The organism is Lentzea sokolovensis (genome assembly GCF_033949975.1).
GTDB lineage: Bacteria > Actinomycetota > Actinomycetes > Mycobacteriales > Pseudonocardiaceae > Lentzea > Lentzea sokolovensis.
The window spans coordinates 111,383-131,150 of the sequence record NZ_JAXAVU010000010.1 but is presented as its reverse complement, the minus strand read 5'-3'; the positions used below and the strand labels follow the sequence as shown (position 1 = coordinate 131,150).

The following is a 19,768-nucleotide window of genomic DNA, read 5'->3' as shown; positions in this document are numbered from 1 at the left end:
CGGCGGACCTCTGGCGCCCGCGGCTGAGTCCGCCCGAGAAGGGTGAGAGCGATGCGTGTTGCGCTGGTCGGCGCTCGTGGACACGGGGCGCGGCACGTGGAGAACCTGGTCCGGCTCGGCCACGACGGCCTCGCCACGTTCGTCGGCGTGGTCGACGTCGTGGACGTGGACGCGCCGGTGCCGTCCTACCCGGACCTGCCGTCGCTGGCCGCCGAGCTCCATCCCGAGGTCGTCGTGATCTCCTCGCCGCCCGCGACGCACCGCGACCTCGTCCTGGAAGCGTTCGAACTGGGCTGCGACGTGCTGGTCGAGAAGCCCGCGGTGCTGTCGGCGACCGACTTCGACGACATCACCGCCGAGGCGCTCAAACGCGGGCTGGTCGGCCAGGTCGGGTTCCAGACGCAGGGGACGGGTTCGTACCGGCGGCTCTGCTCGTTGATCGGCTCCGGCGCGCTGGGCGACATCACCGGCATCGGCGCCGCAGGGCGTTGGGTGCGCTCGGACTCCTACTACGAACGCTCCGACTGGGCGGGACGGCAGGGTGAGGACGGGACGCTCGTGAACCCGTTCGCGCACGCACTGCAGAACGCGCTGCTGCTCGCCGATGTCGAGGAACGGACCGACATCGCTGTCGAACTGGAGCTGTACCGGTGCCGCGACACGATCAGTGCGGACGACACGGCCTGCGTGCGGGTGACGGCTGACGGCGCGCCACCGGTCGTTGTCGCCACCACGCTCTGTGCGACGACATCGTTGCCACCGGTCGTCCTCGTGCACGGAACGCTCGGGCAGGCCGTCTGGTGGTACGACGACGACAGACTCACGGTCAACGACCACCGCATGGCCGTGGCGCCATCGGTCGATCTGCTGGAGAACCTCATCCGGCACCGGCAGACCGGCGAGCCCCTGGTCGCGCCGCTGGCCGCCGCGCGGGCGTTCACGTCGATCGCCGAGCAGTGCGGCAAGGCCGACGTGCCGTTGCTGCCCGCCCGCCGCGTCGGTGACCGGGTGGTGCTCGACGGCATCGACGAGGTCGTCGTGCGCGCCGCCGAGAAGCTCGCGACCTTCACCGAACTGGGCTGCGGATTCGGGCGGTAGTCTGCCGCGCAGTTCGCCGCGTTCGGGGAGTGTTGCGTTGGACACCTACATCGAGCTGAAGGACGTCCGGGTCACCGGCTACGTCAGCATGGGACTGATAGGGCTGGTCGCCGCCGAGTCCGTCTGGGGCACGATCAACGACTGGCAGGGCGGATCGTCCTCGTGGAGCTTCCTGGCCATCATGATGGTCATCCCCGCGGGTGTGGCGTTCGTCATCTGGTTCCGCAGCGCCACCCACAACGCCGAGGCGATCGCGCTGCACGGCGTGCGCCTGGTGTCGCAGGTGTGGAAGGCGAGCGACCCGGCCCAGCGCGAGGTGCCGTTCGCCCAGCGCGTGGCGAGTCCGCTGATCAGACCGTGGCAGCTCACGTTCCTCGCGATGGTGCTGTGTGACGTGCTGGAGTCGTTGCTGCTCGACACGCCTCTGTACGTCGTGTTCTCGACGCTGTCGACCTTGTGCGCGATCGGGGCGGCCGGGCTCGCCTGCTACGTCATCTTCCGGATCTCGATCATGCAGCAGAGGTTCGCGGTTCCTCAACGCAGGCGTGGCTGAGTCCTGGGGGCATGCGGTAGACTTCTTCATTGGTTGCGGTTTTGTGTTCGTGTCTTACACGCTCGCCGAACTTCAGTTGCGAGCGCTTCTCCTTCTTCGCGGATGGGGCGGTCGGCTCTCGACCAACCACGGGGCAGTCGCAAAGTGCGGCTTGCTCTTCAGCATTGAAGGAGCAGTACATGGCAAACGGCACCGTCAAGTGGTTCAACGCCGAAAAGGGCTTCGGCTTCATCGCCCCCGAGGACGGCGGCGCTGACGTCTTCGTCCACTACTCGGCCCTCAACGGCGGCGGCTACCGCAGCCTCGAGGAGAACCAGAAGGTCTCGTTCGACGTCACGCAGGGCCAGAAGGGCCCGCAGGCGACGAACGTCACCGCTCTCTGACGTTGTTTCACACCGCAGGGCCCCCGGGACTTCCCGGGGGCCCTGCGTGTGTCTCGGGGGCTTGCGGGCTGCCCTAGCCTGGCTCGATGCCGTTGCTCGGACCAGCCGATCCGCTGCCGCACGTGCCCCGGCGCATCCTCGTCGCCGGCAACGCCGGATCCGGCAAATCGACTCTCTGCCTGCGCATCGCCCGCCGGCACGACCTGCGGCGCGTGGAGCTGGACAGCCTCTACTGGGGTCCACAGTGGACGCCTCGGCCGGAGTTCCTGGACGAGGTGGTCGCGTTCGCGCGCGAGGACCACTGGGTCACCGAATACCAGTACAAGGCGGCCAGGCCCGCGTTGCTCGCGCGGGCGGACACGGTGGTGTGGCTCGACCACCGGTTCCCGGTCGTGATGGCGCGGCTGGTGAGCCGCACGATCAGACGTCGCGCGGCAGGGGTGGAGTTGTGGAACGGTAACCGGGAGTCGTCGCTGTGGTCGGCTTTCACCGATCCGGAGCACATCCTGCGGTGGGGCTGGAAGAGCTACGGTCGCAACCGGGCCAGGGTGCTCGCCCTGGTCGACGACGTCGTGGTCGTGCGGCTGCGCGGGCAGGGGCAGGTGGAGCGCTGGCTCTCCGGCCCGCTCGCCTCGGTCGGGGAGGAGCGTGCTCGATGAGAACGGCTCTGGTGCTCGGCGGGACCGGCATGCTGGCCGGCTGCGCGGGACAACTCGTGGCACGAGGGTGGCGGGTGGTGCTGCCGTCGCGCACGCAGCCGCTGATGGCCGACGACGGTCCCGGACGGGCGGCGCGCGCGTCGCTCTCGCGGGGCCATCGGCCGACCTGGGTCAGGGCCGATTGGGAACAGCCCGCGAAGCTCGCGGCGGAGGTCGAGTACGAACTCGACGGCCAGCCGGTGAACCTGCTGGTGGCGTGGGTGCACGACAACTATCGCGTGGGCGTGCTCAACGCCGTGCGGCACCTTCTCGCAGAGGACGCGCCGGTGGTGGAGGTGTACACGTCCGTGCCCGTACCGGACCCCGTGCTGCCGCACCCGACGCAACAGGTGCTGCTCGGCCCCTTCGCGCACGACGCGACGTCGCGCACGAACCGTGCGGTGCTGGAGGCCGTCGAACGAGGACTGGCGGGACGGGCGCCCTCGTTGCACCACGAGGACGCCCGCTGACGCCTCAGCCCTGCCTGACCTCGATCTTCTGCACCTTCGCGCGGCCGATCTCCGCCTGCACCTTGATGCCCGCCGCCACGTCCACGAGCTGGCGCACGACCACGTCCTCGTTGCGGATGTCCGCGATCTTCTGCTTGGTCTTCGTGACGAACTCGAACGCCGTGACCTCCGCCGCCTCGATCTCGGCGACCTTCTGGAAGTCCTTGCTGAAGTCCAGGATCACCTCCGCGTTGTCGAGGACCACCAGCTGGTAGTCCGACGGCGCGTCGGAGGCGAAGCCCTTCTTGAACTCGCCGGCGACCTTGATGCCCTCGGCTGTCTCCTCGAAGTCGAGGACACCGGCGACCGGGGTGAACAACGCTTCCTGGAAGTCGGCGGTGGCCTTCACGGGGTCCGGCGCGGCCAGCGCGGGGGACGCCGTGAGGGTGACGGTCGCGAGCAGGACGGTGGCGATGGTCAGCAGTTTCGGCATGTCTTCGTTCGTACCGGCGGGCACAGGGCCCTGCTCGGTCAAACGCATCGCTCGATCGGGCGTTGACGTCGTACGCTCAGTGCCGACGTCGGGGGACGTGTGCTTTCCGGGGGAAGTCGAATGAGCGCTCACATCGAACTGAGAGATGTCCGCATCACCGGGTACGTGGCCCAGGGCCTGATCGTGCTGGTCGCCGTGGCGAGCGTGCTCGGCACAGCACTCGACCTGAGCACGGGTGAGGCGAGGCGCGACGTGCTCGCGTCACTGCTGTTGCTGCCCGCCGCGGTCGCGTTCGCGATCTGGGTCCGGCACGCCTCGGTCAACGCCACGGCCATCGGCCTGCGCGAGGCCAGGCAGATGGCGGACGTGTGGCGTGCGTCCGACGTGGCGCAGCACGACAAGCCGTTCGAGGAACGGGTGCCCAGCCCGTGGATCAAGCCCTGGCAGTACGCGTTCCTCGCGATGATGCTCGCCAACGCGGCCGAGACGTTCGTCGACGGGCCCACCTACCGCACGGCGGCGGTGCTGTCCTTGTCGCTCACCGTCGTGGCCGCCGCTCTGGCCGTCGTCGTGATCGCCCAGGTCTCCGCTCTGCAACGACCGGAGCGGATCGCTCAGCTCTAACGCGCCGAGCGCATCCCCCGCACCAGCAGCATGACGGAGTCGCGCACCTCCGCGCGTGACCGCTCCGGCTGGAACACCTGCCAGTCCAGCGCGATCACGAGCAACGTGCCGAACAACGCCGCCGACGCGGTGCCGACCTCGACCCCTTCCGGCAGGCGGCCCGCGTCGGACAGGCGCTTCATCTGACCGCGCACGATCGACACGATGTCGTCGCGCAGCAACGAGAGAGTGCCGTGCCACTGGCCCGGCGTGCGCCACAGCTCCGAGACGAGCAGCTGGCCGAACGCCGGGTACTCGGCCCAGAAGCCGAGCATCTCGTCGACCAGCGCCTCCAGCGAGTCCTCGGACCCCTCCGCGGACCGCAGCCGGCCCGCGAGGATCTCCACGCCGTGGCGCAGCAGCGCTTCGACGAGGGCGTCCTTCGAGGCGAAGTTGTAGTAGATCGTGCCTTTGGCGACGCCCGCCTCGGCGGCTATCTCGTCGACCGTCACCGAGGCCGCGCCCCGTTCGCCGACCAGCTTCAACGCCGCGTCGAAGAGCTTCTGCTTGGTCGCTGTCGTGCGCGCGCTCACAGCACGAGCTCCGGCTTCAGCTTGGACGCTGTCCACACCCGCTGCTTGTAGGCCGCCACGGACGACAAGGCTAGGGCTCCGAGCAGCCAGGCGAGAAGGATCAGCGCGTCCTTTCCGACGCTTCCCAGGTCGCCGCCGTACATGAGGTGGCGCAGGCCGTCGACCGCGTAGCCCATCGGCAGGCCGTAGTGCAGCGGGTACAGCGGCACGGGGATCGTCTGCCACGGGAACGTGCCACCCGCGCTGACCAGCTGAAGGATCAGCAGGATCAGGCCCAGGAACTTGCCCACCGCGCCGAACGCGGCGTTCAGCGCGTGCAGGATCGCCACGAACGTCAGTGACATCAGCGCGAGGAACCCGAACGTGCCGACGGGGTTCGACGGCTCGATGTCGACCACGAACCGTACGACTGTGAACATCACCAGCACCTGCACGATGCCGAGCAACGCACCTGGCAGCCAACCGCCCAACGCGACACGCAGCGCTGACTGACCGGCGGCGAGCGCACGGCGGGAGAGCGGGCGCAGCAACAGGAACAGCACGAACGCGCCGATCCACGTCGCCAGGCCCAGGAAGAACGGGGCCAGGCCGGCGCCGTACGTCGCGGCCTTCGTCTGGGACAGGCCGCGCACCGCCACCGGGTCACCGATCGCCTGCGCGATCGCGGCACGCGTCGGGTCGTCCTGGTTCGGGATCTTGTTGATGCCGCCGGACAGGCCGTCGCTCAGTTCCGCCGCACCGCTCGCGACCTTCGTGGCGCCGTCCTTGAGCTGCGGCGTGCCGGTGGCCGCCTTCTGCAGGCCGTCGCGGAGCTGGGCGTTGCCGTCGGCGAGCTTCGCGGCGCCGTCGTCGAGCCTGGCGATGCCGGAGACGAGGCCGGGCATCTTGGACGAGAGCTGCTCGGCGCCGTCGGCCACCTGGTCCGCGCCGGTCGCGAGCTTGCGGAGGTCACCGGCGGCGCCCTGGACCTTGCCGTTGGCGTCGTCGACCGGCTTGCGGACCTGGCCGATCGTGCCCAGCACGTTCTGCACCTGTTCCTCGGTGAAGCCCAAGGCGCGCAAGCGGGTCGCGATGTCGCCGTTGGCCTGGTCGAGCACGCCGACGAGCGCCTGGGCCTTCTTCGCGTACTCCTCGGCCTGGGTCGCGGCGGTCTCGTTGCCGGTGGCGACCTGGCGCGCGCCGTCCGCGATCTTCTTGGCACCTTCCGGCAGTGGTGCGGTCTGCGAACGGAGTTCGTGCGTGCCGTCGCGGAGTTGCGCGGCGCCGGTGGCCGCCGTCACGGCACCCGTGGAGAGCTGCTGGACGCCGCTGTCGAGCTCGCCGATCTTGTCGCGCAGCGTCGCGCTGCCGTCCGCGAGCTGCTTGGCGCCGTCGGCGGCCTTGGTGGTCTCCTGGCGGATCGTGGAGAACCCGAGCAGCAGCTTGTCCGCGGCCTCGGTGGAGACCTTCGCCGTGACCGCCCTGCGCACCTCGGACACGACCTGGTTCGCGATCGTGCTGCCCAGGTAGTTGTTGGCGTCGTTGGTCGTCAGGGTCAGCACGCCCTGGCGCGGCTTGTTCTGCTCTGCGGACGTGAGCGCCTCGGAGAAGTCCTCCGGCAGCGTCAGGGCGAAGATGTACTTGCCCTTGCGCACGCCCTCGTCGGCGTCGTCGACCACCTGCCAGTTGAACTTCTTGCCGTTCAGCAGCTCGTCCGCGACGTCCTTGCCGGCGTTGAGGTCCTTGGCGCCCTTGTCCTTCACGACCAGCGCGGCGGGAACGTGGTTGAGGTTCGCGTACGGGTCCTTGTTGGCGTACAGGTACAGCGACGCGTACAGCAGCGGCACGAGCGCCAGCGCCAGGACGGCGAGCTTGGGGAGCTTGCCGGAGGTGATCCGGCGGAGTTCGTTGAAGGCCATGCGAAGGGCGCTCATGCGGTGATCTCCATCTTGGTGTCGTTGTCCTCACCAAGGCGCGCGTGCGGGAGGTCGAGGATGTGAGCGGAGGAGTTCGAGCACAGGACGACGACGGACCGTTCGGGGGTCACGTGGTCGTGGGCCAGTGCGAACCACTCGCGCGGATCAGGGTGGTAGCGGTCGGGGCAGTCGAGGATCAGCGCCGTGACGCCGGGGCGTGCGGCGGCCAGGTCGAGCATCACGGCGCAACGTGTGCGCGCCGGTACGTGCTCGAAGCGCTTGGCCGCGTGCTCATCGGCGGCGTGCTCCACCAACCAGTCGTGCACTGCCTTCTTGCCGGAGGGCATGCCGTTCATCGCGAGCTCCTCGCCGACGACGGCGGACAGGGTCAGCGCCTCTTCCGGTTCGTTCACCTCGGGGGCGTCGATCAGCACGACGCGCTTGCGCAGCGTCTTCGCGTCCGGCGACACGGTGCCCGTGGACGGCTTCATGCGGCCGGACAGCACCAGGCCGAACGCCGTGTGACCGGTGCCGGGCTCGCCCGCGACCAGCGTGAGCTCGCCGGGCTTCACGATCAGCGAAGTCGGCCGGAGCAGGGGACCATGGCCCCCGTTGACGCCTGCTCGACTTGCGTGGATCTCCACGGCTTTACCCTCCGTTTAAACTGACCGGTCAGTACAAATTCTCCCGCAGCCTTCGGTGCACTGCAACTCGGACATTGGTCACCTAAGGGCGGAGGCGGGGCGTACTTCCCAGACGGTCCACAGCGGCCGGTAGCCCTGACGCGGCCAGAAGACGCTGCTCAGCGGGTTCGGCGGGTTGTAGTAGAGGTAGGTGCCGACCGTGCCCATCCGGTGAAGTTCCTGGTGGGCGTGGGCGAGGAGTTGCTGGCCGATGCCGTTGCCGCGGGCGCCGGGGAGCACGGAGACGCAGTTCACATAGCCCCAGCGGCCGCGGGGGAGTCGTGCGGCCGCCATCGTGCCGGGTTCGGACGACACGATCGCGCACTCGGCGAGCGCCACCGCGATGCCGTCGCGTTCGGCGAGCCAGATGGGGCTCGCGTTCTTGAGCCGTTCAGTGAGTGCGCGGCGCTTTGTGGACGCGGCCTCGGGTCGCACGATCGTCGAGCCGACGTAGGAGGAGTACTCCAGCTCCGCGAGTGACAGCTCCAGCACGGTCTCCAGGTCGTGCGGGGTCGCACGGCGGATCGTGAGCGTGCGCGAGACGTGCTGGGCCGGCGTTTTCAGGCGCACGGCGAGCACGGACAGCGGCACGAGGCCGTGATCCAGGAACGCCCGAGCGGCTTTGCTGTCGCGGCTCGGCCAGTGCACGACGCACGCCGTGTCGTCGCCGACCTCCTGCGAGTCGAGGTGCCGGCGGAAGCGGGTGAGCAGCGCGTCCATGCCCTGCGCCTCCCCGACCAGGGGGAGCATCTCCCAGACCTCGGCCGTCGACCACAGCCGCGTGGTCGAGTGCGGTTCGAAGCTCTGATGGCTGACGACCCCGGCCACGCGCGTGCCGTCCGCCAGCGCCGCCGTGATGACGTGGCCGTCCATCGGCGGTTCGGTGGCGGGCGGGAGCAACGGGTCCAGCGACGCGAAACGTGCCGACTGGGCCGCCACCAGTCCGCGTGCCGAGGTCATGGCCGTTGAGATTACGACGTCAGGCGGGTCCGGAAGATCGCGGTGCCGGGGAACAGCTTGCCGCGCAGAGGGCTCCACTGGCCCCAGTTGCGGGTGTGGCCCTTCGGCCATTCGGGTTCGACCAGGTCCTCGACCACGAACCCGGTGTTCGTGAGTGCGCGGACGTAGTCGCCGAGCGTGCGGTGGTGCTCCACGTAGGTGGCCCTGCCCTCGTCGTCCACCTCTACATAGGGGGTGCGGTCGAAGTACGACTGCGTGACCGTGAGACCGAGCGGGCCGGGGTCGTCGGGGAAGATCCACCGCATCGGGTGGTTGACCGAGAACACCCAGGGCGCGCCCGGTCGGAGCACTCGGGCGAGCTCGCGAAAAACTTCCTGGACGTCCGCGACGAACGGCACTGCGCCGAACGCGCTGCAGGCGGCGTCGAAGGAGTCGTTCCTGAACGGCAGCTGGTCGGCGCTGGCCTGGACGAGCGGGACGTCGATTCCGGTGGCCGCGTTGTTCACGCGGGCGTGCCGGAGCATGCCCTCGGAGATGTCGAAAGCGGCGACGTCCGCCTTGTTGTCCTTGAGCCAGCGGGCGCACGGGGCACTGCCGCAGCCGACCTCCAGGACCCGCTGACCAGCGACTTCACCCAGGAACCGGACGTCGTCCTCGCGCACGCCCTCCGGGCACCAGACGAAGTCCGCCGCACCCAGGAAGTCGCCGTGCGTCTCGTGGTAGTCGTCGGCGTCCGCGTCCCACCAGATTCGGTTCGCCACCCGCGACTCGGCGGCGTCCGCCCCGCGCTTGACGATGCCGGTGGTGCCGAGCGCTTGCTCCGCGCTCGCGTGCTGGTTGGACACACTGCTCCTTCACATGGGGGCTGGTTTGCTTGCGCGTCTCGCGGCCGCGTACGATATCGCGTGCGTAGTGGGTTAGTGCTGCCCATGATCCAGAACCGCGGGATTCCAGGTCGCTGTGTCGCTGCGCGCGCACCACTACCAGCCAATCAATGCCAATCCGTACCGGAGCCACCTACCTAATGTCCACCGACACCACCACCGCCCCCGTTGCCGCTGCTCCCAAGCAGGTCGCGATCAACGACATCGGGACGGAGGAGGACTTCCTCGCAGCTATCGACAAGACGATCAAGTACTTCAACGATGGCGACATCGTTGAGGGCACGATCGTCAAGGTCGACCGGGACGAGGTCCTGCTCGACATCGGCTACAAGACCGAGGGCGTCATCCCCTCGCGCGAACTGTCGATCAAGCACGACGTCGACCCCAACGAGGTCGTCAAGGTCGGTGACGAGGTCGAGGCGCTTGTTCTCCAGAAGGAGGACAAGGAAGGCCGTCTGATCCTCTCCAAGAAGCGTGCTCAGTACGAGCGCGCCTGGGGCACCATCGAGGCGCTCAAGGAGAAGGACGAGCCCGTCAAGGGCACGGTCATCGAGGTCGTCAAGGGTGGTCTCATCCTCGACATCGGCCTCCGCGGCTTCCTCCCCGCCTCGCTCGTCGAGATGCGTCGCGTCCGCGACCTCCAGCCGTACGTCGGCCGTGAGCTCGAGGCGAAGATCATCGAGCTGGACAAGAACCGCAACAACGTGGTCCTGTCCCGCCGCGCGTGGCTCGAGCAGACCCAGTCCGAGGTCCGCAGCGAGTTCCTCAACCAGCTGCAGAAGGGCCAGGTCCGCAAGGGCGTCGTGTCCTCGATCGTCAACTTCGGTGCCTTCGTGGACCTGGGTGGCGTCGACGGTCTCGTCCACGTCTCGGAGCTGTCCTGGAAGCACATCGACCACCCGTCCGAGGTTGTCGAGGTCGGCCAGGAAGTCACCGTCGAGGTCCTCGACGTCGACATGGAGCGCGAGCGCGTGTCGCTGTCGCTCAAGGCGACGCAGGAAGACCCGTGGCGCCAGTTCGCCCGCACCCACGCGATCGGCCAGATCGTGCCGGGCAAGGTCACCAAGCTGGTTCCGTTCGGTGCGTTCGTCCGCGTGGACGAGGGCATCGAGGGCCTGGTCCACATCTCCGAGCTGGCCGAGCGCCACGTGGAGATCCCGGAGCAGGTCGTCCAGGTCGGCGACGACGTCATGGTCAAGGTCATCGACATCGACCTCGACCGCCGTCGCATCTCGCTGTCGCTCAAGCAGGCCAACGAGGGCTTCACGGTCGACACCGAGTTCGACCCGACCCAGTACGGCATGGCCGCCGAGTACGACGACCAGGGCAACTACATCTACCCCGAGGGCTTCGACCCGGAGTCGCAGGAGTGGGGCGAGGGCTTCGACAAGCAGCGTGAGGAGTGGGAGCGCCAGTACGCCGAGGCGCACACTCGTTACGAGGCCCACATGAAGCAGATCCGCAAGGCCGCCGAGGCCGAGGAAGAGGCTTCGGCCGAGGGTGCGGGCAACTACACCTCCGGTGGCGACGCTCCTTCCGCGTCCGTGGGCGCGCCGGCTCAGTCCGGTGGCACGCTTGCCTCCGACGAGCAGCTTGCTGCTCTTCGGGAGAAGCTGTCGGGCGGCATGTGAGTCCGGGGATTCCCTGGCTTGCGCTAGCTGACTGAACGAAGGCCCCTGCACCCTTTGGGTGTGGGGGCCTTCGTCGTTTCTGGGGGGCGGCTGTTGCGGGTGGCGACTGGGCGGGTGGTCACCGTGCGGGCGGCCGTTCTGTTGCGTGCTTCCCCTGGGGGCTCTGCCCCCAGACCCCCGGCAATCTGATCGGGGGGATGGCGCCACACGCGGGTTGATGGCACGCCTGTTGCGTTGGGCGGCTGCGCGTTGCTTTGAGGATTGCGTTGGCGGTGGGGTCCCGTCCCAAGCCGCACCAAGAGCGGGCCACATCAGAGAGGTCAGGTCAAGTCGACGAAAAGCGTGTCGACTTGACCTGACCTCTCTGATGCAGCAAGAGCTGTGGTGCGACTCGTGACGGGACCCCACCGCCCAGCCCGCTTGGTGAGGACGGCTCGCCTTCGGCTTCGCGGGCGATCTGTGTTCTCGTTGGTGGGCCTGTGTGTGCGACACCCGTTCACTCTGTGGTGGAGGCCCAACGTCGTTGTGTAGGTTGACAAACCTATGCGTGGGAACAAGTTCGTCGTGGCGCTTGGTGCGGGTTTGCTGATGGTTTGTGCGGCCTGTTCTGCTGCTGTGCCTCAGACTCAGGGGCCGCCGCCTCAGATTCCTCGGATCACGCCGCCCACTACGCCGTCGCGGGTTCCGGTGATGGTGGATCGGGCGTTGCCTGACGACTGTGAGCTCGTGGTGCCCGCTGAGGTCATGAACGCGACGCTCGGGCAGGAGCTTGGCGGGGAGCCTCGGATCATCGTCGGCATCAAGGAGCCCGGGATCGGGCGGACCGGGAAGATCGATTGTTATTACGGGATTCCCGAGAAGAAGAACCTGCCGGACGCCAAGATCGTCATCGGGCTGTCCACGTACACCGATGACCTGACGGCTCGTACTCGTGTGAACGAGAGCGTCGAGGCGGAGCGGGCCGAGGGGGCGAAGATCACCGAGGTCGACGTCGGCAAGCAGAAGGGGACGTTGGTCGAGGGCAAGGACGAGCAGTTGCTCATCGGGTCGCTCGGGAAGTCGACGTTCGTGGTGCGCAACCGGAACAACTTCATCCCCAAGGAGAAGTTGGTCGCTGTTCTGCCGGTACTCGCTCAGCAGTCGATGACGCCGCCCGTCTAACCTGACCCGCATGCTCAGGGTGGGGTTGACCGGGGGAATCGGGTCCGGCAAGTCGACGGTCGCGCGGTTGCTCGTGGAGCGCGGTGCTGTGGTCATCGACGCGGACAAGCTTGCGCGTGAGGTGCTTGAGCCTGGGACTGACGGGCTCAAGGAGGTCGTCAAGGCGTTCGGTGAGGACGTGCTCAACGCTGACGGCACGCTTGATCGGGCTGCGTTGGCCGCCAAGGCGTTCGCGAGTGAAGAGGCTCGGCAGACGCTCAACGGGATCACGCATCCCCGGATCGGGGCGCTCACCGGGCAGCGGATGAGTGAGGCCGCCGAGGACGCCATCGTCGTGCACGACATCCCGTTGCTGGTGGAGCGGGACATGGCGGCCGTGTACCACCTGGTGATCGTCGTGTACGCGGACTCCGCCACGCGGCTGGGGCGCCTGGTCGGCAGTCGCGGCATGGATCGGCAGGATGCCGAGAACCGGATTGCCGCGCAGGCCACCGATGAGCAGCGGCGGGCCGTTGCGGACGTGTGGCTGGACAACAGCGGTGAGGTTCCGGACGTCACGGCCTTGTGGGACCGGTTGGTCGGCTTCGAGAAGAACGTGCGCACGGGGGCCTACGCGTCTGGGCCGCCGATCGTGGTGCCTTATGACGAGCGGTGGCCTGCGCAGGCGCGGAGAGTGGCTCGCCGGATCAGCATGGCGGCCGGTGGGCGTCACGTTGAGCACATCGGGTCGACGTCCGTGCCGGGGCTCGCGGCCAAGGACGTGCTCGACTTCCAGCTTGCGGTCGAGGACATGGAGACGGCCGATTCGCTGCGGGAAGCGTTGGCGCAGGCCGGGTTCCCGTACATCGGGGCGTACGAGGACACGCCGCGCGGTGAGGGTGACTGGAGCAAGCGGTTGCACGCCGGAGCTGACCCCGGTCGGCGCGTGAACCTGCACCTGAGGGTCGAGGGCACGGCGAACTGGCGGTGGGCGATCGACTTCCGCGACTGGCTGCGGCACGATGCCGAGGCACGCGAGGAGTACACGAACCTCAAGTTGGAGCTGTCCCAACGGTTTGCGGCCGATTCCACCGGGTTCGCCTACGGTGAGGCGAAGGACCCCTGGATGGAGGCGGCCGTGCAGCGCGTCGAGGCCTACAGGGGCGGCCAGGAGTCGTAGATGCCGTGCCACGTCAGCCACGACGTCAGGTTGTGGTTGACGTTGCTGAGCTCTTCGAGGGTGCGGTGGACCGTGCGCAACGCCTGGTCGGCGTCGCCCGGTCGCAGCACGCGGCCCGCGACGGCGGCGGCGAACTCCTCGCTGCGCACGATGCGGGCCGTGGTGCCGCCGGGAACGGCCAGGCCCAGCAGCAGGTCCGTGGTCTGCCAGTGGCGGTGGTCGCGCTCGACCCGCACCGCGGACAGCACGCTCGGGGTGCTGCGCGCGTGCCGGGAACGCGGGCGGTAGGTGGTCAGGCGCACGCCCAGTTCGGGCATCAGCCAGGTGACCTCGGAGTCCGAGAACGGGTCCTCCGGAGTGGGATGCTCGATTCGCAGACCCCACCGTTCGACATTGCACGAACTGAGCGTTCGTGAGCCACCGGACGAATAAGCGCGCACGCCCGAAATGGTGTCGACGACATCGACCAACTGAGGTGTAGTGACCGCTCCCACGCCGCCGAGCGTAGTCAAATATGTGCTCGCAGTTACACGCCGGGTCGATTTGTTACGTCACGGTCAGGTGACGAACACGCTCTGTGTACTAACGCCAGGACGTAGGACAACCCGAAGAGGTGAGCCACCTGACCACATCGTGACCGTGCGCTGAAATTCCGGACACCGCCGTGTAGGTGGTTTCCAGTGCCCATTGCGCGCGTTGCGGGGTGAGCAGGTTGTGCTGAACTGCGGAGATCAACTCGTCCGTGTCCAGAACGATCACGCTGTGACCCGTTCGGACTATCAGGTCGAGGTACAGATCGGTTGTTTTCCAGACGCTGCCGATCGCGTTGATCTCCACGACGTCCACGTAGAAGTCGAAGTCGAGCTCGTGACCGGGATGCCAGGACTGGCGCGTGACGCGGATGTTGAGCTTGGGCAGGAACCAGCTCTCGAAGTGGCTGATCTTCGGATGCCCCGCGAGCGGCCGGAACATGTAGAGGCCGGTCGGCGTGAGACGGAACTCGTCGACGCTGCGCAGCTGCCCCTTGGGATCGGTGTTGCTCTTGGCGTCCAGGTCGAAGTACTCGATCTTCGGCGGATGGATGTGTGCCACGTCCGCGATACTGCCATCGTTGGGCGCCGCGGCCACTTAGGATGCCGCGCATGTTCGGGATCATCCGCCCCTGTCGCAACAGAATGGGCGCTGAGCTGCGGTCCGCGTGGCTCTCACACCTTTGTGGAATGTGCCTGTCGCTGCGCGACGAGCACGGTCATCTCTCGCGTCTCGTCACCAACTACGACGGGCTGATGATCTCGGCCGCCGTGGAGGCGCAGTCCGGCGTCTCGCGGCGGACCGCCGGGCCGTGTGCGTTGCGCGGCATGAAGTCCGCCGACGTGGCCGTCGGTTCCGGGGCGCGGCTGGCGGCCTCGGTGTCGCTCGTGCTGGCGTCGTTGAAGATCCAGGACCACGTGGAGGACGGCGACGGGCTCGCCGGACGGGTCGGGTGGGCCGGCCGCGCGGTGGCGCGGCGCTGGGCCTCCAAGGGGCTGGGAACCGCCTCCGACCTCGGGTTCGACGCGTCGGTGATGGTGGACGCGGTGCGGCGGCAGCCCGAGGTGGAGGCCGGTGCGGGGCTCGGCAGCTCCGTGCTCGTGGTCACCGAACCCACGGAGACCGCGACCGCGTTCGCCGTCGGGCAGACCGCGATCATCGCCGGGAAGCCGCAGAACGTCGAGCCGTTGCGCGAGGTGGGGCGCCTCTTCGGACGGGTCGCGCACCTGATCGACGCCGCGGAGGACCTGGAGGAGGACCGCGCTTCTGGAGCGTGGAACCCGTTGCTCGCCACCGGAACGCCCGTCTCCGAGGCGCATCGGCTGTGCCTGGACGCCGTGGCGGGGATCAGGCTGGCGCTCGACGAGGTGGAGTTCACCGACGCCCGCCTCGTGCACAAGCTGCTCGTGCACGAGCTGGAGGAGTCGATCATCCGGGTGTTCGGCAAGCGCAAGAGGCACGACTACCCGCCGGGCAAGCCGCGGTGGTCGGACCCCGGCAGCGGGTTGTGGTCGTATCCGAGGCTCAACTGGCAGCGGCAGCCGCGTGGGTGCTTCGAGGGCTGCGGCGCGTTCCTCTACATGTGCGGGACCTGCCAGTTCTGCTGCCGCGACCCGTTCCCGGGCCCGTGGAGCGACAAGCGGCGGGACGGCTGCGACCCCGGCCCCGACTGCGGCCCGAACTGCGACTGCGACTGCAACTGCTGTCCGTGCGATTAGGCCTCTGACCTGGCTCAATCGGAAATTGTCAGACCTCCGGCGTAACGTGCTTCCCGTGGCTTTCGCAACCGAGCTCCCGCCAGAGGAAAGCACCGTCAAGGCGCACTCCGAGCACCGTCCCGTCGGCGACATCGAGCGCACCGACGGTCAGTTCCGCGTGGTCAGCGAGTACCAGCCCGCCGGCGACCAGCCGGCGGCCATCGCCGACCTGGAACGCCGCGTCCGCGCCGGCGAGCGCGACGTGGTGCTGCTCGGTGCCACGGGTACCGGCAAGTCGGCGACCACGGCGTGGCTGGTCGAGAAGCTGCAGCGCCCGACGCTGGTGATGGCGCCGAACAAGACCCTGGCCGCCCAGCTGGCGAACGAGCTGAAGGAGCTCTTCCCGCACAACGCGGTGGAGTACTTCGTCAGCTACTACGACTACTACCAGCCTGAGGCGTACATCCCGCAGACGGACACGTACATCGAGAAGGACTCCTCGATCAACGACGACGTCGAGCGCCTGCGCCACTCGGCCACGATGTCGCTGCTGACCCGGCGGGACGTCATCGTGGTCGCGTCGGTGTCGTGCATCTACGGCCTGGGCACGCCCCAGTCGTACCTCGACCGCTCGATCCCGCTGGAGACCGGCGTGGAGGTCGACCGCGACGCGTTCCTGCGCCTGCTGGTCGACGTCCAGTACACCCGCAACGACATGTCGTTCACCCGCGGCTCGTTCCGCGTGCGCGGCGACACGGTCGAGATCATCCCGTCCTACGAGGAGCTCGCGATCCGCGTCGAGTTCTTCGGCGACGAGATCGACAAGCTCTTCTACCTCCACCCGCTCACCGGCGACGTGGTGAAGGAGGTCTCCGACCTCCGGATCTTCCCCGCGACGCACTACGTGGCGGGCCCGGAGCGCATGGAGCGCGCGATCCGCGACATCGAGGCGGAGCTGGAGACGACGCTCGCGCAGATGGAGCGCCAGGGCAAGCTGCTGGAGGCCCAGCGCCTGCGCATGCGCACCCAGTACGACCTGGAGATGATGAAGCAGGTCGGCTTCTGCAACGGCATCGAGAACTACTCGCGCCACATCGACGGCCGCGGTGCCGGCACCGCGCCGGCGACGCTGATCGACTACTTCCCGGACGACTTCCTGATGGTCATCGACGAGTCGCACGTGACGGTGCCGCAGATCGGTGGCATGTACGAGGGCGACGCGTCCCGCAAGCGCAACCTGGTCGAGCACGGGTTCCGGCTGCCGTCCGCGTTGGACAACCGCCCGCTCACCTGGGAGGAGTTCGCCGACCGGATCGGGCAGGTCGTGTACCTGTCGGCCACGCCGGGCCCGTACGAGATGGGCCAGGCCGGCGGCGAGTTCGTCGAGCAGGTCATCCGCCCCACCGGCCTCATCGACCCCGAGGTCGTCGTGAAGCCGACCGAGGGCCAGATCGACGACCTGGTGCACTCGATCCGCGAACGGGCGGAGCGCGACGAGCGGGTGCTGGTCACGACGCTGACCAAGAAGATGGCCGAGGACCTGACGGACTACCTGCTGGAGCTGGGAATCAGGGTCCGCTACCTGCACTCCGAGGTCGACACGTTGCGCCGCGTCGAGCTGCTGCGGCAGTTGCGGCTCGGCGACTTCGACGTGCTGATCGGCATCAACCTGCTCCGGGAGGGCCTCGACCTGCCCGAGGTGTCGCTGGTGGCGATCCTCGACGCGGACAAGGAAGGCTTCCTGCGGTCGGGCACGTCGCTGGTGCAGACGATCGGCCGTGCCGCGCGAAACGTGTCCGGTGAGGTCCACATGTACGCGGACCGCATCACCGACTCGATGCGGCACGCGATCGACGAGACCAACCGCCGGCGCGAGAAGCAGGTCGCCTACAACCTCGAGCGCGGCCTCGACCCGCAGCCGTTGCGGAAGAAGATCACCGACATCCTGGAGGCCGTGTACTCCGAGGTGGAGGACGAGGTCCCGGTCGGCGGATCTGGCCGGAACCAGTCCCGCGGCAAGCGGGCCACCGGCGAGGGCGGTCGTTCCTCCGGCGTCGTCGCGTCGCACGAGCGGGCTGGGATGGCCCGGTCCGAGCTGGCTGATCTGGTGCAGTCGCTGACCGATCAGATGATGAACGCGGCCCGGGATCTGCAGTTCGAGCTGGCGGGCCGGCTGCGGGACGAGATCCAGGACCTGAAGAAGGAGTTGCGAGGGATGGACGCCGCCGGGGTCAAGTGACCCCTGGTTCCGCGGGTACCTCGGGAAGGCATGGGGGAATCGCTGTACCAGGACGTGGTCGACGCGGGCGGACTCACGGCCGTGCTTCAGGCTGCCTGTCCCGGCTGTGACATCGACCTTCGTGACTCCCGGGGTGCCTTCGGGGGCTTCGTGGTCACGGCGAGCAAAGGCGATCGGGCCGTGCGCGTCACACCGGTCGCCGGCGAGCGTCTGTTCGACCTGCGGCACAAGGTGCGGGAGATGCACCTGAGCCGGGTGGCCACGACCGAACTGGCCGAGGTCATCGGATCCACCGCGGCCTGGCTCGGCGGCGCCACCGCGCGGGAGCTGGCCGCCGCCTGGCCGTTCGCCGATTTCGTCGACGTCGCCGACGCGTACGAGAGCGGCGACCGGACCGAACTCAGCTGGCAGCAGTACCGCGCGAACAGGACGGACGGCCTGGGCGAGTTCGTCGAGGCGGCGATGCGGGAACCGCGGCTGCGACGGATGTACCCGTTCAAGTCGATGTGGTGGATGTCGTTCCGGCCGACGGCGGACGAGTACTGGGTTCCCGGCCCGTGGGTGCGTTCGGTCGCCGGCGGGCGGTTCACGGTCGCCGAGAACCGGCAGGTGGAACCCGAGATCACGTACGACGCCGCCGAGGCGGTCCGGATGTGCCTGGCCGAGATGACGCGGCTCGGCGTGCCGTCGCCTGAGGAGCTTCGTTCACGCGGAGCCGAGTGCTAGTTCGTCCATTATGGACGTCGCTCACGGTTAGATCGGCGACTGCGGCGGGTAATCCTGCTCGCGTATAACGATTCGCGCGTCGCGCGTAAATCGCCCTCTGGGGTGAGATGTTCGCTGACAGCTTTCGTCAGGGCGCGGGACGGCCATGATCTCGGGGTGGATGTGGACTCCCACCTCGCCGCGGTGGAGCAGGCGCTGATCGCTGTGCGGCGCAGTCAGTCACGTCGGGCGCTGGCCGAGTTGGCTGTTCCGGCCTTTGACGTGCTCGATGTCGTGGAAACGGCGGAACGGACCGGGGCTCAGGCCACGGTTTCCAGTGTTGCCTTGGCTTTGCACGTCGATCAACCCCGGGCCAGCAAGCTCGTCACCAGTGCGGTCGATGCCGGGCTGGTGTCGAGGATCGCGGACAAGGCGGACGGTCGGCGGGTGTTGCTCGTGCGCACGCCGCGGGGGCGGGCCACGTCCGCTGAGCTGCACCGGGCCCGGCAAAGTGCTTGTGCCGCCGCCATGACGGACTGGAGCGAGGAGGAGCGGGCGGAGTTCGCCCGGCTGCTCACTCGTTTCGTCGCGGTGTTCGGCGCGCGATAATTCCTGTTGTGACACTGGATGAGTTGATCGTTTACTGCGCGGGGAAGCCTGGCGCGGAAGAGACGTATCCGTGGGGCGAGGCCGAGTTGGTGTGCAAGGTCGGTGGGAAGGCGTTCGCCTTCATCGGGCTTGACGTGCACACGGTCGGGCTCAAGTGCGGTGCCGACGCCGAGGCCGCCGCGGTGTGGCGAGAGCGCTTTCCCGGTGACGTCACGGTGAGCGGGTACGTCGGCCGGTACGGCTGGAACACCATCGCGCTCAAGGGGTCCGTGCCCGACGACGACCTGCTGGAGCTGGTCGACGGCTCCTACGAGGCCGTCGTCGCGCGGTTGCCCAAGCGGAAGCGGCCTGCCTAGCGCTCTTCCGGCTGGAGGATGCCGAAGATGTTGTTCTCGGTGTCCTTGTAGTACGCGAGCAGGCCGACGCCGGGCATCTTGTCCTTGGGCAGCGCGACCGTGCCGCCGTTGACCTCGATGGCGGCGATGGCGACGTCGATGTCGATCACGCTGATCGTCATGACGTACCCGTGGATCGGCGCGTCCGGGTCGGGGTCGGGGCCCCGGCGGGGGAGCAGGCCGCCGTTCACGCCGGGCTGGTCGTCGTCGCCGGTGGTGATGACCCAGTAGGGGATGTCGCCCCACTGTTCGATCTTCCAGCCGAAGACGGAGGTGTAGAAGTTCCGCGCTCGCTCGGGATCTGCGGCGTGGATCTCGAAGTGCACAGGACGCGACATGAGACGGCACG

General features: G+C 68.2%; 23 protein-coding genes. 14 read left to right on the top strand and 9 right to left on the bottom strand.

What is annotated here, in order from left to right:
• Positions 1-51: 51 nt before the first annotated feature.
• From SK854_RS22635 to SK854_RS22615, 5 genes are all read left to right on the top strand, one after another.
• Positions 52-1,098 (top strand): Gfo/Idh/MocA family protein, encoded by a 1,047-nt coding sequence (locus SK854_RS22635; protein WP_319977081.1) that lies wholly within the window; start codon positions 52-54, stop codon positions 1,096-1,098.
• 37 nt (positions 1,099-1,135) lie between these two features.
• Positions 1,136-1,651: a hypothetical protein gene (locus SK854_RS22630; protein WP_319977080.1), complete on the top strand. Its 516-nt coding sequence runs from the start codon at positions 1,136-1,138 to the stop codon at positions 1,649-1,651.
• Between the two features lie 179 nt (positions 1,652-1,830).
• The gene (locus SK854_RS22625; RefSeq protein ID WP_086665400.1) at positions 1,831-2,034 is read left to right on the top strand and encodes a cold-shock protein; all 204 of its coding nucleotides are present in this window, start codon (positions 1,831-1,833) and stop codon (positions 2,032-2,034) included.
• Positions 2,035-2,120: 86 nt separating this feature from the next.
• On the top strand, positions 2,121-2,693 hold the full coding sequence (locus SK854_RS22620) for a P-loop NTPase family protein (RefSeq protein WP_319977079.1): 573 nt from the start codon (positions 2,121-2,123) through the stop codon (positions 2,691-2,693).
• Positions 2,690-3,202: a Rossmann-fold NAD(P)-binding domain-containing protein gene (locus SK854_RS22615; protein WP_319977078.1), complete on the top strand. Its 513-nt coding sequence runs from the start codon at positions 2,690-2,692 to the stop codon at positions 3,200-3,202. The genes SK854_RS22620 and SK854_RS22615 overlap by 4 nt, the downstream gene beginning before the upstream one ends.
• Positions 3,203-3,206: 4 nt before the next feature.
• Here the strand turns inward: SK854_RS22615 and SK854_RS22610 are convergent, their stop codons facing one another.
• A complete protein-coding gene (locus SK854_RS22610; RefSeq protein WP_319977077.1) occupies positions 3,207-3,674 on the bottom strand; it encodes a hypothetical protein in 468 nt (155 codons plus the stop codon).
• Positions 3,675-3,794: 120 nt separating this feature from the next.
• Here SK854_RS22610 and SK854_RS22605 point away from each other — a divergent pair, with 120 nt between their 5' ends.
• Positions 3,795-4,298 (top strand): hypothetical protein, encoded by a 504-nt coding sequence (locus tag SK854_RS22605; protein ID WP_319977076.1) that lies wholly within the window; start codon positions 3,795-3,797, stop codon positions 4,296-4,298.
• Here SK854_RS22605 and SK854_RS22600 read toward each other — a convergent pair.
• The 5 genes from SK854_RS22600 to SK854_RS22580 form a co-directional block, all read right to left on the bottom strand.
• Positions 4,295-4,870 carry a TetR/AcrR family transcriptional regulator gene (locus SK854_RS22600; protein ID WP_319977075.1) on the bottom strand — a complete coding sequence of 192 codons (576 nt, stop codon included), beginning with the start codon at positions 4,868-4,870 and terminating at the stop codon, positions 4,295-4,297. The genes SK854_RS22605 and SK854_RS22600 overlap by 4 nt on opposite strands.
• On the bottom strand, positions 4,867-6,783 hold the full coding sequence (locus SK854_RS22595) for a YhgE/Pip domain-containing protein (RefSeq protein ID WP_319977074.1): 1,917 nt from the start codon (positions 6,781-6,783) through the stop codon (positions 4,867-4,869). Before SK854_RS22595 ends, SK854_RS22600 begins: the two co-directional genes overlap by 4 nt.
• Positions 6,780-7,409, bottom strand: a complete 630-nt coding sequence (locus SK854_RS22590) for a hypothetical protein (protein WP_319977073.1) — start codon at positions 7,407-7,409, stop codon at positions 6,780-6,782. The genes SK854_RS22595 and SK854_RS22590 overlap by 4 nt, the downstream gene beginning before the upstream one ends.
• A gap of 78 nt (positions 7,410-7,487) precedes the next feature.
• A complete protein-coding gene (locus SK854_RS22585; RefSeq protein ID WP_319977072.1) occupies positions 7,488-8,408 on the bottom strand; it encodes a GNAT family N-acetyltransferase in 921 nt (306 codons plus the stop codon).
• Between the two features lie 11 nt (positions 8,409-8,419).
• On the bottom strand, positions 8,420-9,253 hold the full coding sequence (locus SK854_RS22580) for a class I SAM-dependent methyltransferase (protein ID WP_319977071.1): 834 nt from the start codon (positions 9,251-9,253) through the stop codon (positions 8,420-8,422).
• Positions 9,254-9,432: 179 nt separating this feature from the next.
• Between SK854_RS22580 and rpsA the strand changes: the two genes are divergently transcribed.
• From rpsA to coaE, 3 genes are all read left to right on the top strand, one after another.
• A complete protein-coding gene (gene rpsA / locus SK854_RS22575; RefSeq protein ID WP_319977070.1) occupies positions 9,433-10,923 on the top strand; it encodes a 30S ribosomal protein S1 in 1,491 nt (496 codons plus the stop codon).
• 705 nt (positions 10,924-11,628) lie between these two features.
• The gene (locus tag SK854_RS22570; protein ID WP_319977069.1) at positions 11,629-12,084 is read left to right on the top strand and encodes a hypothetical protein; all 456 of its coding nucleotides are present in this window, start codon (positions 11,629-11,631) and stop codon (positions 12,082-12,084) included.
• A gap of 10 nt (positions 12,085-12,094) precedes the next feature.
• On the top strand, positions 12,095-13,243 hold the full coding sequence (coaE, locus tag SK854_RS22565) for a dephospho-CoA kinase (RefSeq protein ID WP_319977068.1): 1,149 nt from the start codon (positions 12,095-12,097) through the stop codon (positions 13,241-13,243).
• Here the strand turns inward: coaE and SK854_RS22560 are convergent.
• Positions 13,219-13,737, bottom strand: a complete 519-nt coding sequence (locus SK854_RS22560; RefSeq protein WP_093596810.1) for a DUF402 domain-containing protein — start codon at positions 13,735-13,737, stop codon at positions 13,219-13,221. The two genes, coaE and SK854_RS22560, sit on opposite strands and share 25 nt — an antisense overlap.
• 88 nt (positions 13,738-13,825) lie before the next feature.
• Positions 13,826-14,335 (bottom strand): DUF402 domain-containing protein, encoded by a 510-nt coding sequence (locus SK854_RS22555; RefSeq protein ID WP_319977067.1) that lies wholly within the window; start codon positions 14,333-14,335, stop codon positions 13,826-13,828.
• 41 nt (positions 14,336-14,376) lie between these two features.
• On the opposite strand from SK854_RS22555, the gene SK854_RS22550 reads away from it, so the two are divergent.
• From SK854_RS22550 to SK854_RS22530, 5 genes are all read left to right on the top strand, one after another.
• Positions 14,377-15,492, top strand: a complete 1,116-nt coding sequence (locus tag SK854_RS22550; protein ID WP_319977066.1) for a DUF5685 family protein — start codon at positions 14,377-14,379, stop codon at positions 15,490-15,492.
• Positions 15,493-15,547: 55 nt separating this feature from the next.
• Entirely contained in the window at positions 15,548-17,710 is a 2,163-nt protein-coding gene (uvrB, locus tag SK854_RS22545; protein WP_319977065.1) for an excinuclease ABC subunit UvrB, read from the top strand.
• Positions 17,711-17,740: 30 nt separating this feature from the next.
• Positions 17,741-18,436, top strand: a complete 696-nt coding sequence (locus tag SK854_RS22540) for a DUF6193 family natural product biosynthesis protein (RefSeq protein ID WP_319977064.1) — start codon at positions 17,741-17,743, stop codon at positions 18,434-18,436.
• 156 nt (positions 18,437-18,592) lie between these two features.
• The gene (locus tag SK854_RS22535) at positions 18,593-19,024 is read left to right on the top strand and encodes a MarR family winged helix-turn-helix transcriptional regulator (protein WP_319977063.1); all 432 of its coding nucleotides are present in this window, start codon (positions 18,593-18,595) and stop codon (positions 19,022-19,024) included.
• An 8-nt stretch (positions 19,025-19,032) separates the two neighbouring features.
• Entirely contained in the window at positions 19,033-19,380 is a 348-nt protein-coding gene (locus SK854_RS22530; protein WP_093596799.1) for an MmcQ/YjbR family DNA-binding protein, read from the top strand.
• On the opposite strand, the gene SK854_RS22525 is transcribed toward SK854_RS22530, so the two are convergent.
• Positions 19,377-19,757 carry a VOC family protein gene (locus tag SK854_RS22525; protein ID WP_319977062.1) on the bottom strand — a complete coding sequence of 127 codons (381 nt, stop codon included), beginning with the start codon at positions 19,755-19,757 and terminating at the stop codon, positions 19,377-19,379. The genes SK854_RS22530 and SK854_RS22525 overlap by 4 nt on opposite strands.
• Positions 19,758-19,768 lie beyond the last annotated feature (11 nt).

Bases quoted from the DNA above. Each gene is read 5' to 3' on its own strand.
- SK854_RS22605 (WP_319977076.1), top strand. From the start codon at position 3,795: ATGAGCGCTCACATCGAACTGAGAGATGTCCGCATCACCGGGTACGTG.
- SK854_RS22550 (WP_319977066.1), top strand. From the start codon at position 14,377: ATGCCGCGCATGTTCGGGATCATCCGCCCCTGTCGCAACAGAATGGGC.
- coaE (WP_319977068.1), top strand. From the start codon at position 12,095: ATGCTCAGGGTGGGGTTGACCGGGGGAATCGGGTCCGGCAAGTCGACG.
- SK854_RS22610 (WP_319977077.1), bottom strand. From the start codon at position 3,674: ATGCCGAAACTGCTGACCATCGCCACCGTCCTGCTCGCGACCGTCACC.
- rpsA (WP_319977070.1), top strand. From the start codon at position 9,433: ATGTCCACCGACACCACCACCGCCCCCGTTGCCGCTGCTCCCAAGCAG.
- SK854_RS22585 (WP_319977072.1), bottom strand. From the start codon at position 8,408: ATGACCTCGGCACGCGGACTGGTGGCGGCCCAGTCGGCACGTTTCGCG.
- SK854_RS22625 (WP_086665400.1), top strand. From the start codon at position 1,831: ATGGCAAACGGCACCGTCAAGTGGTTCAACGCCGAAAAGGGCTTCGGC.
- SK854_RS22525 (WP_319977062.1), bottom strand. From the start codon at position 19,757: ATGTCGCGTCCTGTGCACTTCGAGATCCACGCCGCAGATCCCGAGCGA.
- SK854_RS22615 (WP_319977078.1), top strand. From the start codon at position 2,690: ATGAGAACGGCTCTGGTGCTCGGCGGGACCGGCATGCTGGCCGGCTGC.
- SK854_RS22540 (WP_319977064.1), top strand. From the start codon at position 17,741: ATGGGGGAATCGCTGTACCAGGACGTGGTCGACGCGGGCGGACTCACG.
- SK854_RS22620 (WP_319977079.1), top strand. From the start codon at position 2,121: ATGCCGTTGCTCGGACCAGCCGATCCGCTGCCGCACGTGCCCCGGCGC.
- SK854_RS22595 (WP_319977074.1), bottom strand. From the start codon at position 6,783: ATGAGCGCCCTTCGCATGGCCTTCAACGAACTCCGCCGGATCACCTCC.
- SK854_RS22635 (WP_319977081.1), top strand. From the start codon at position 52: ATGCGTGTTGCGCTGGTCGGCGCTCGTGGACACGGGGCGCGGCACGTG.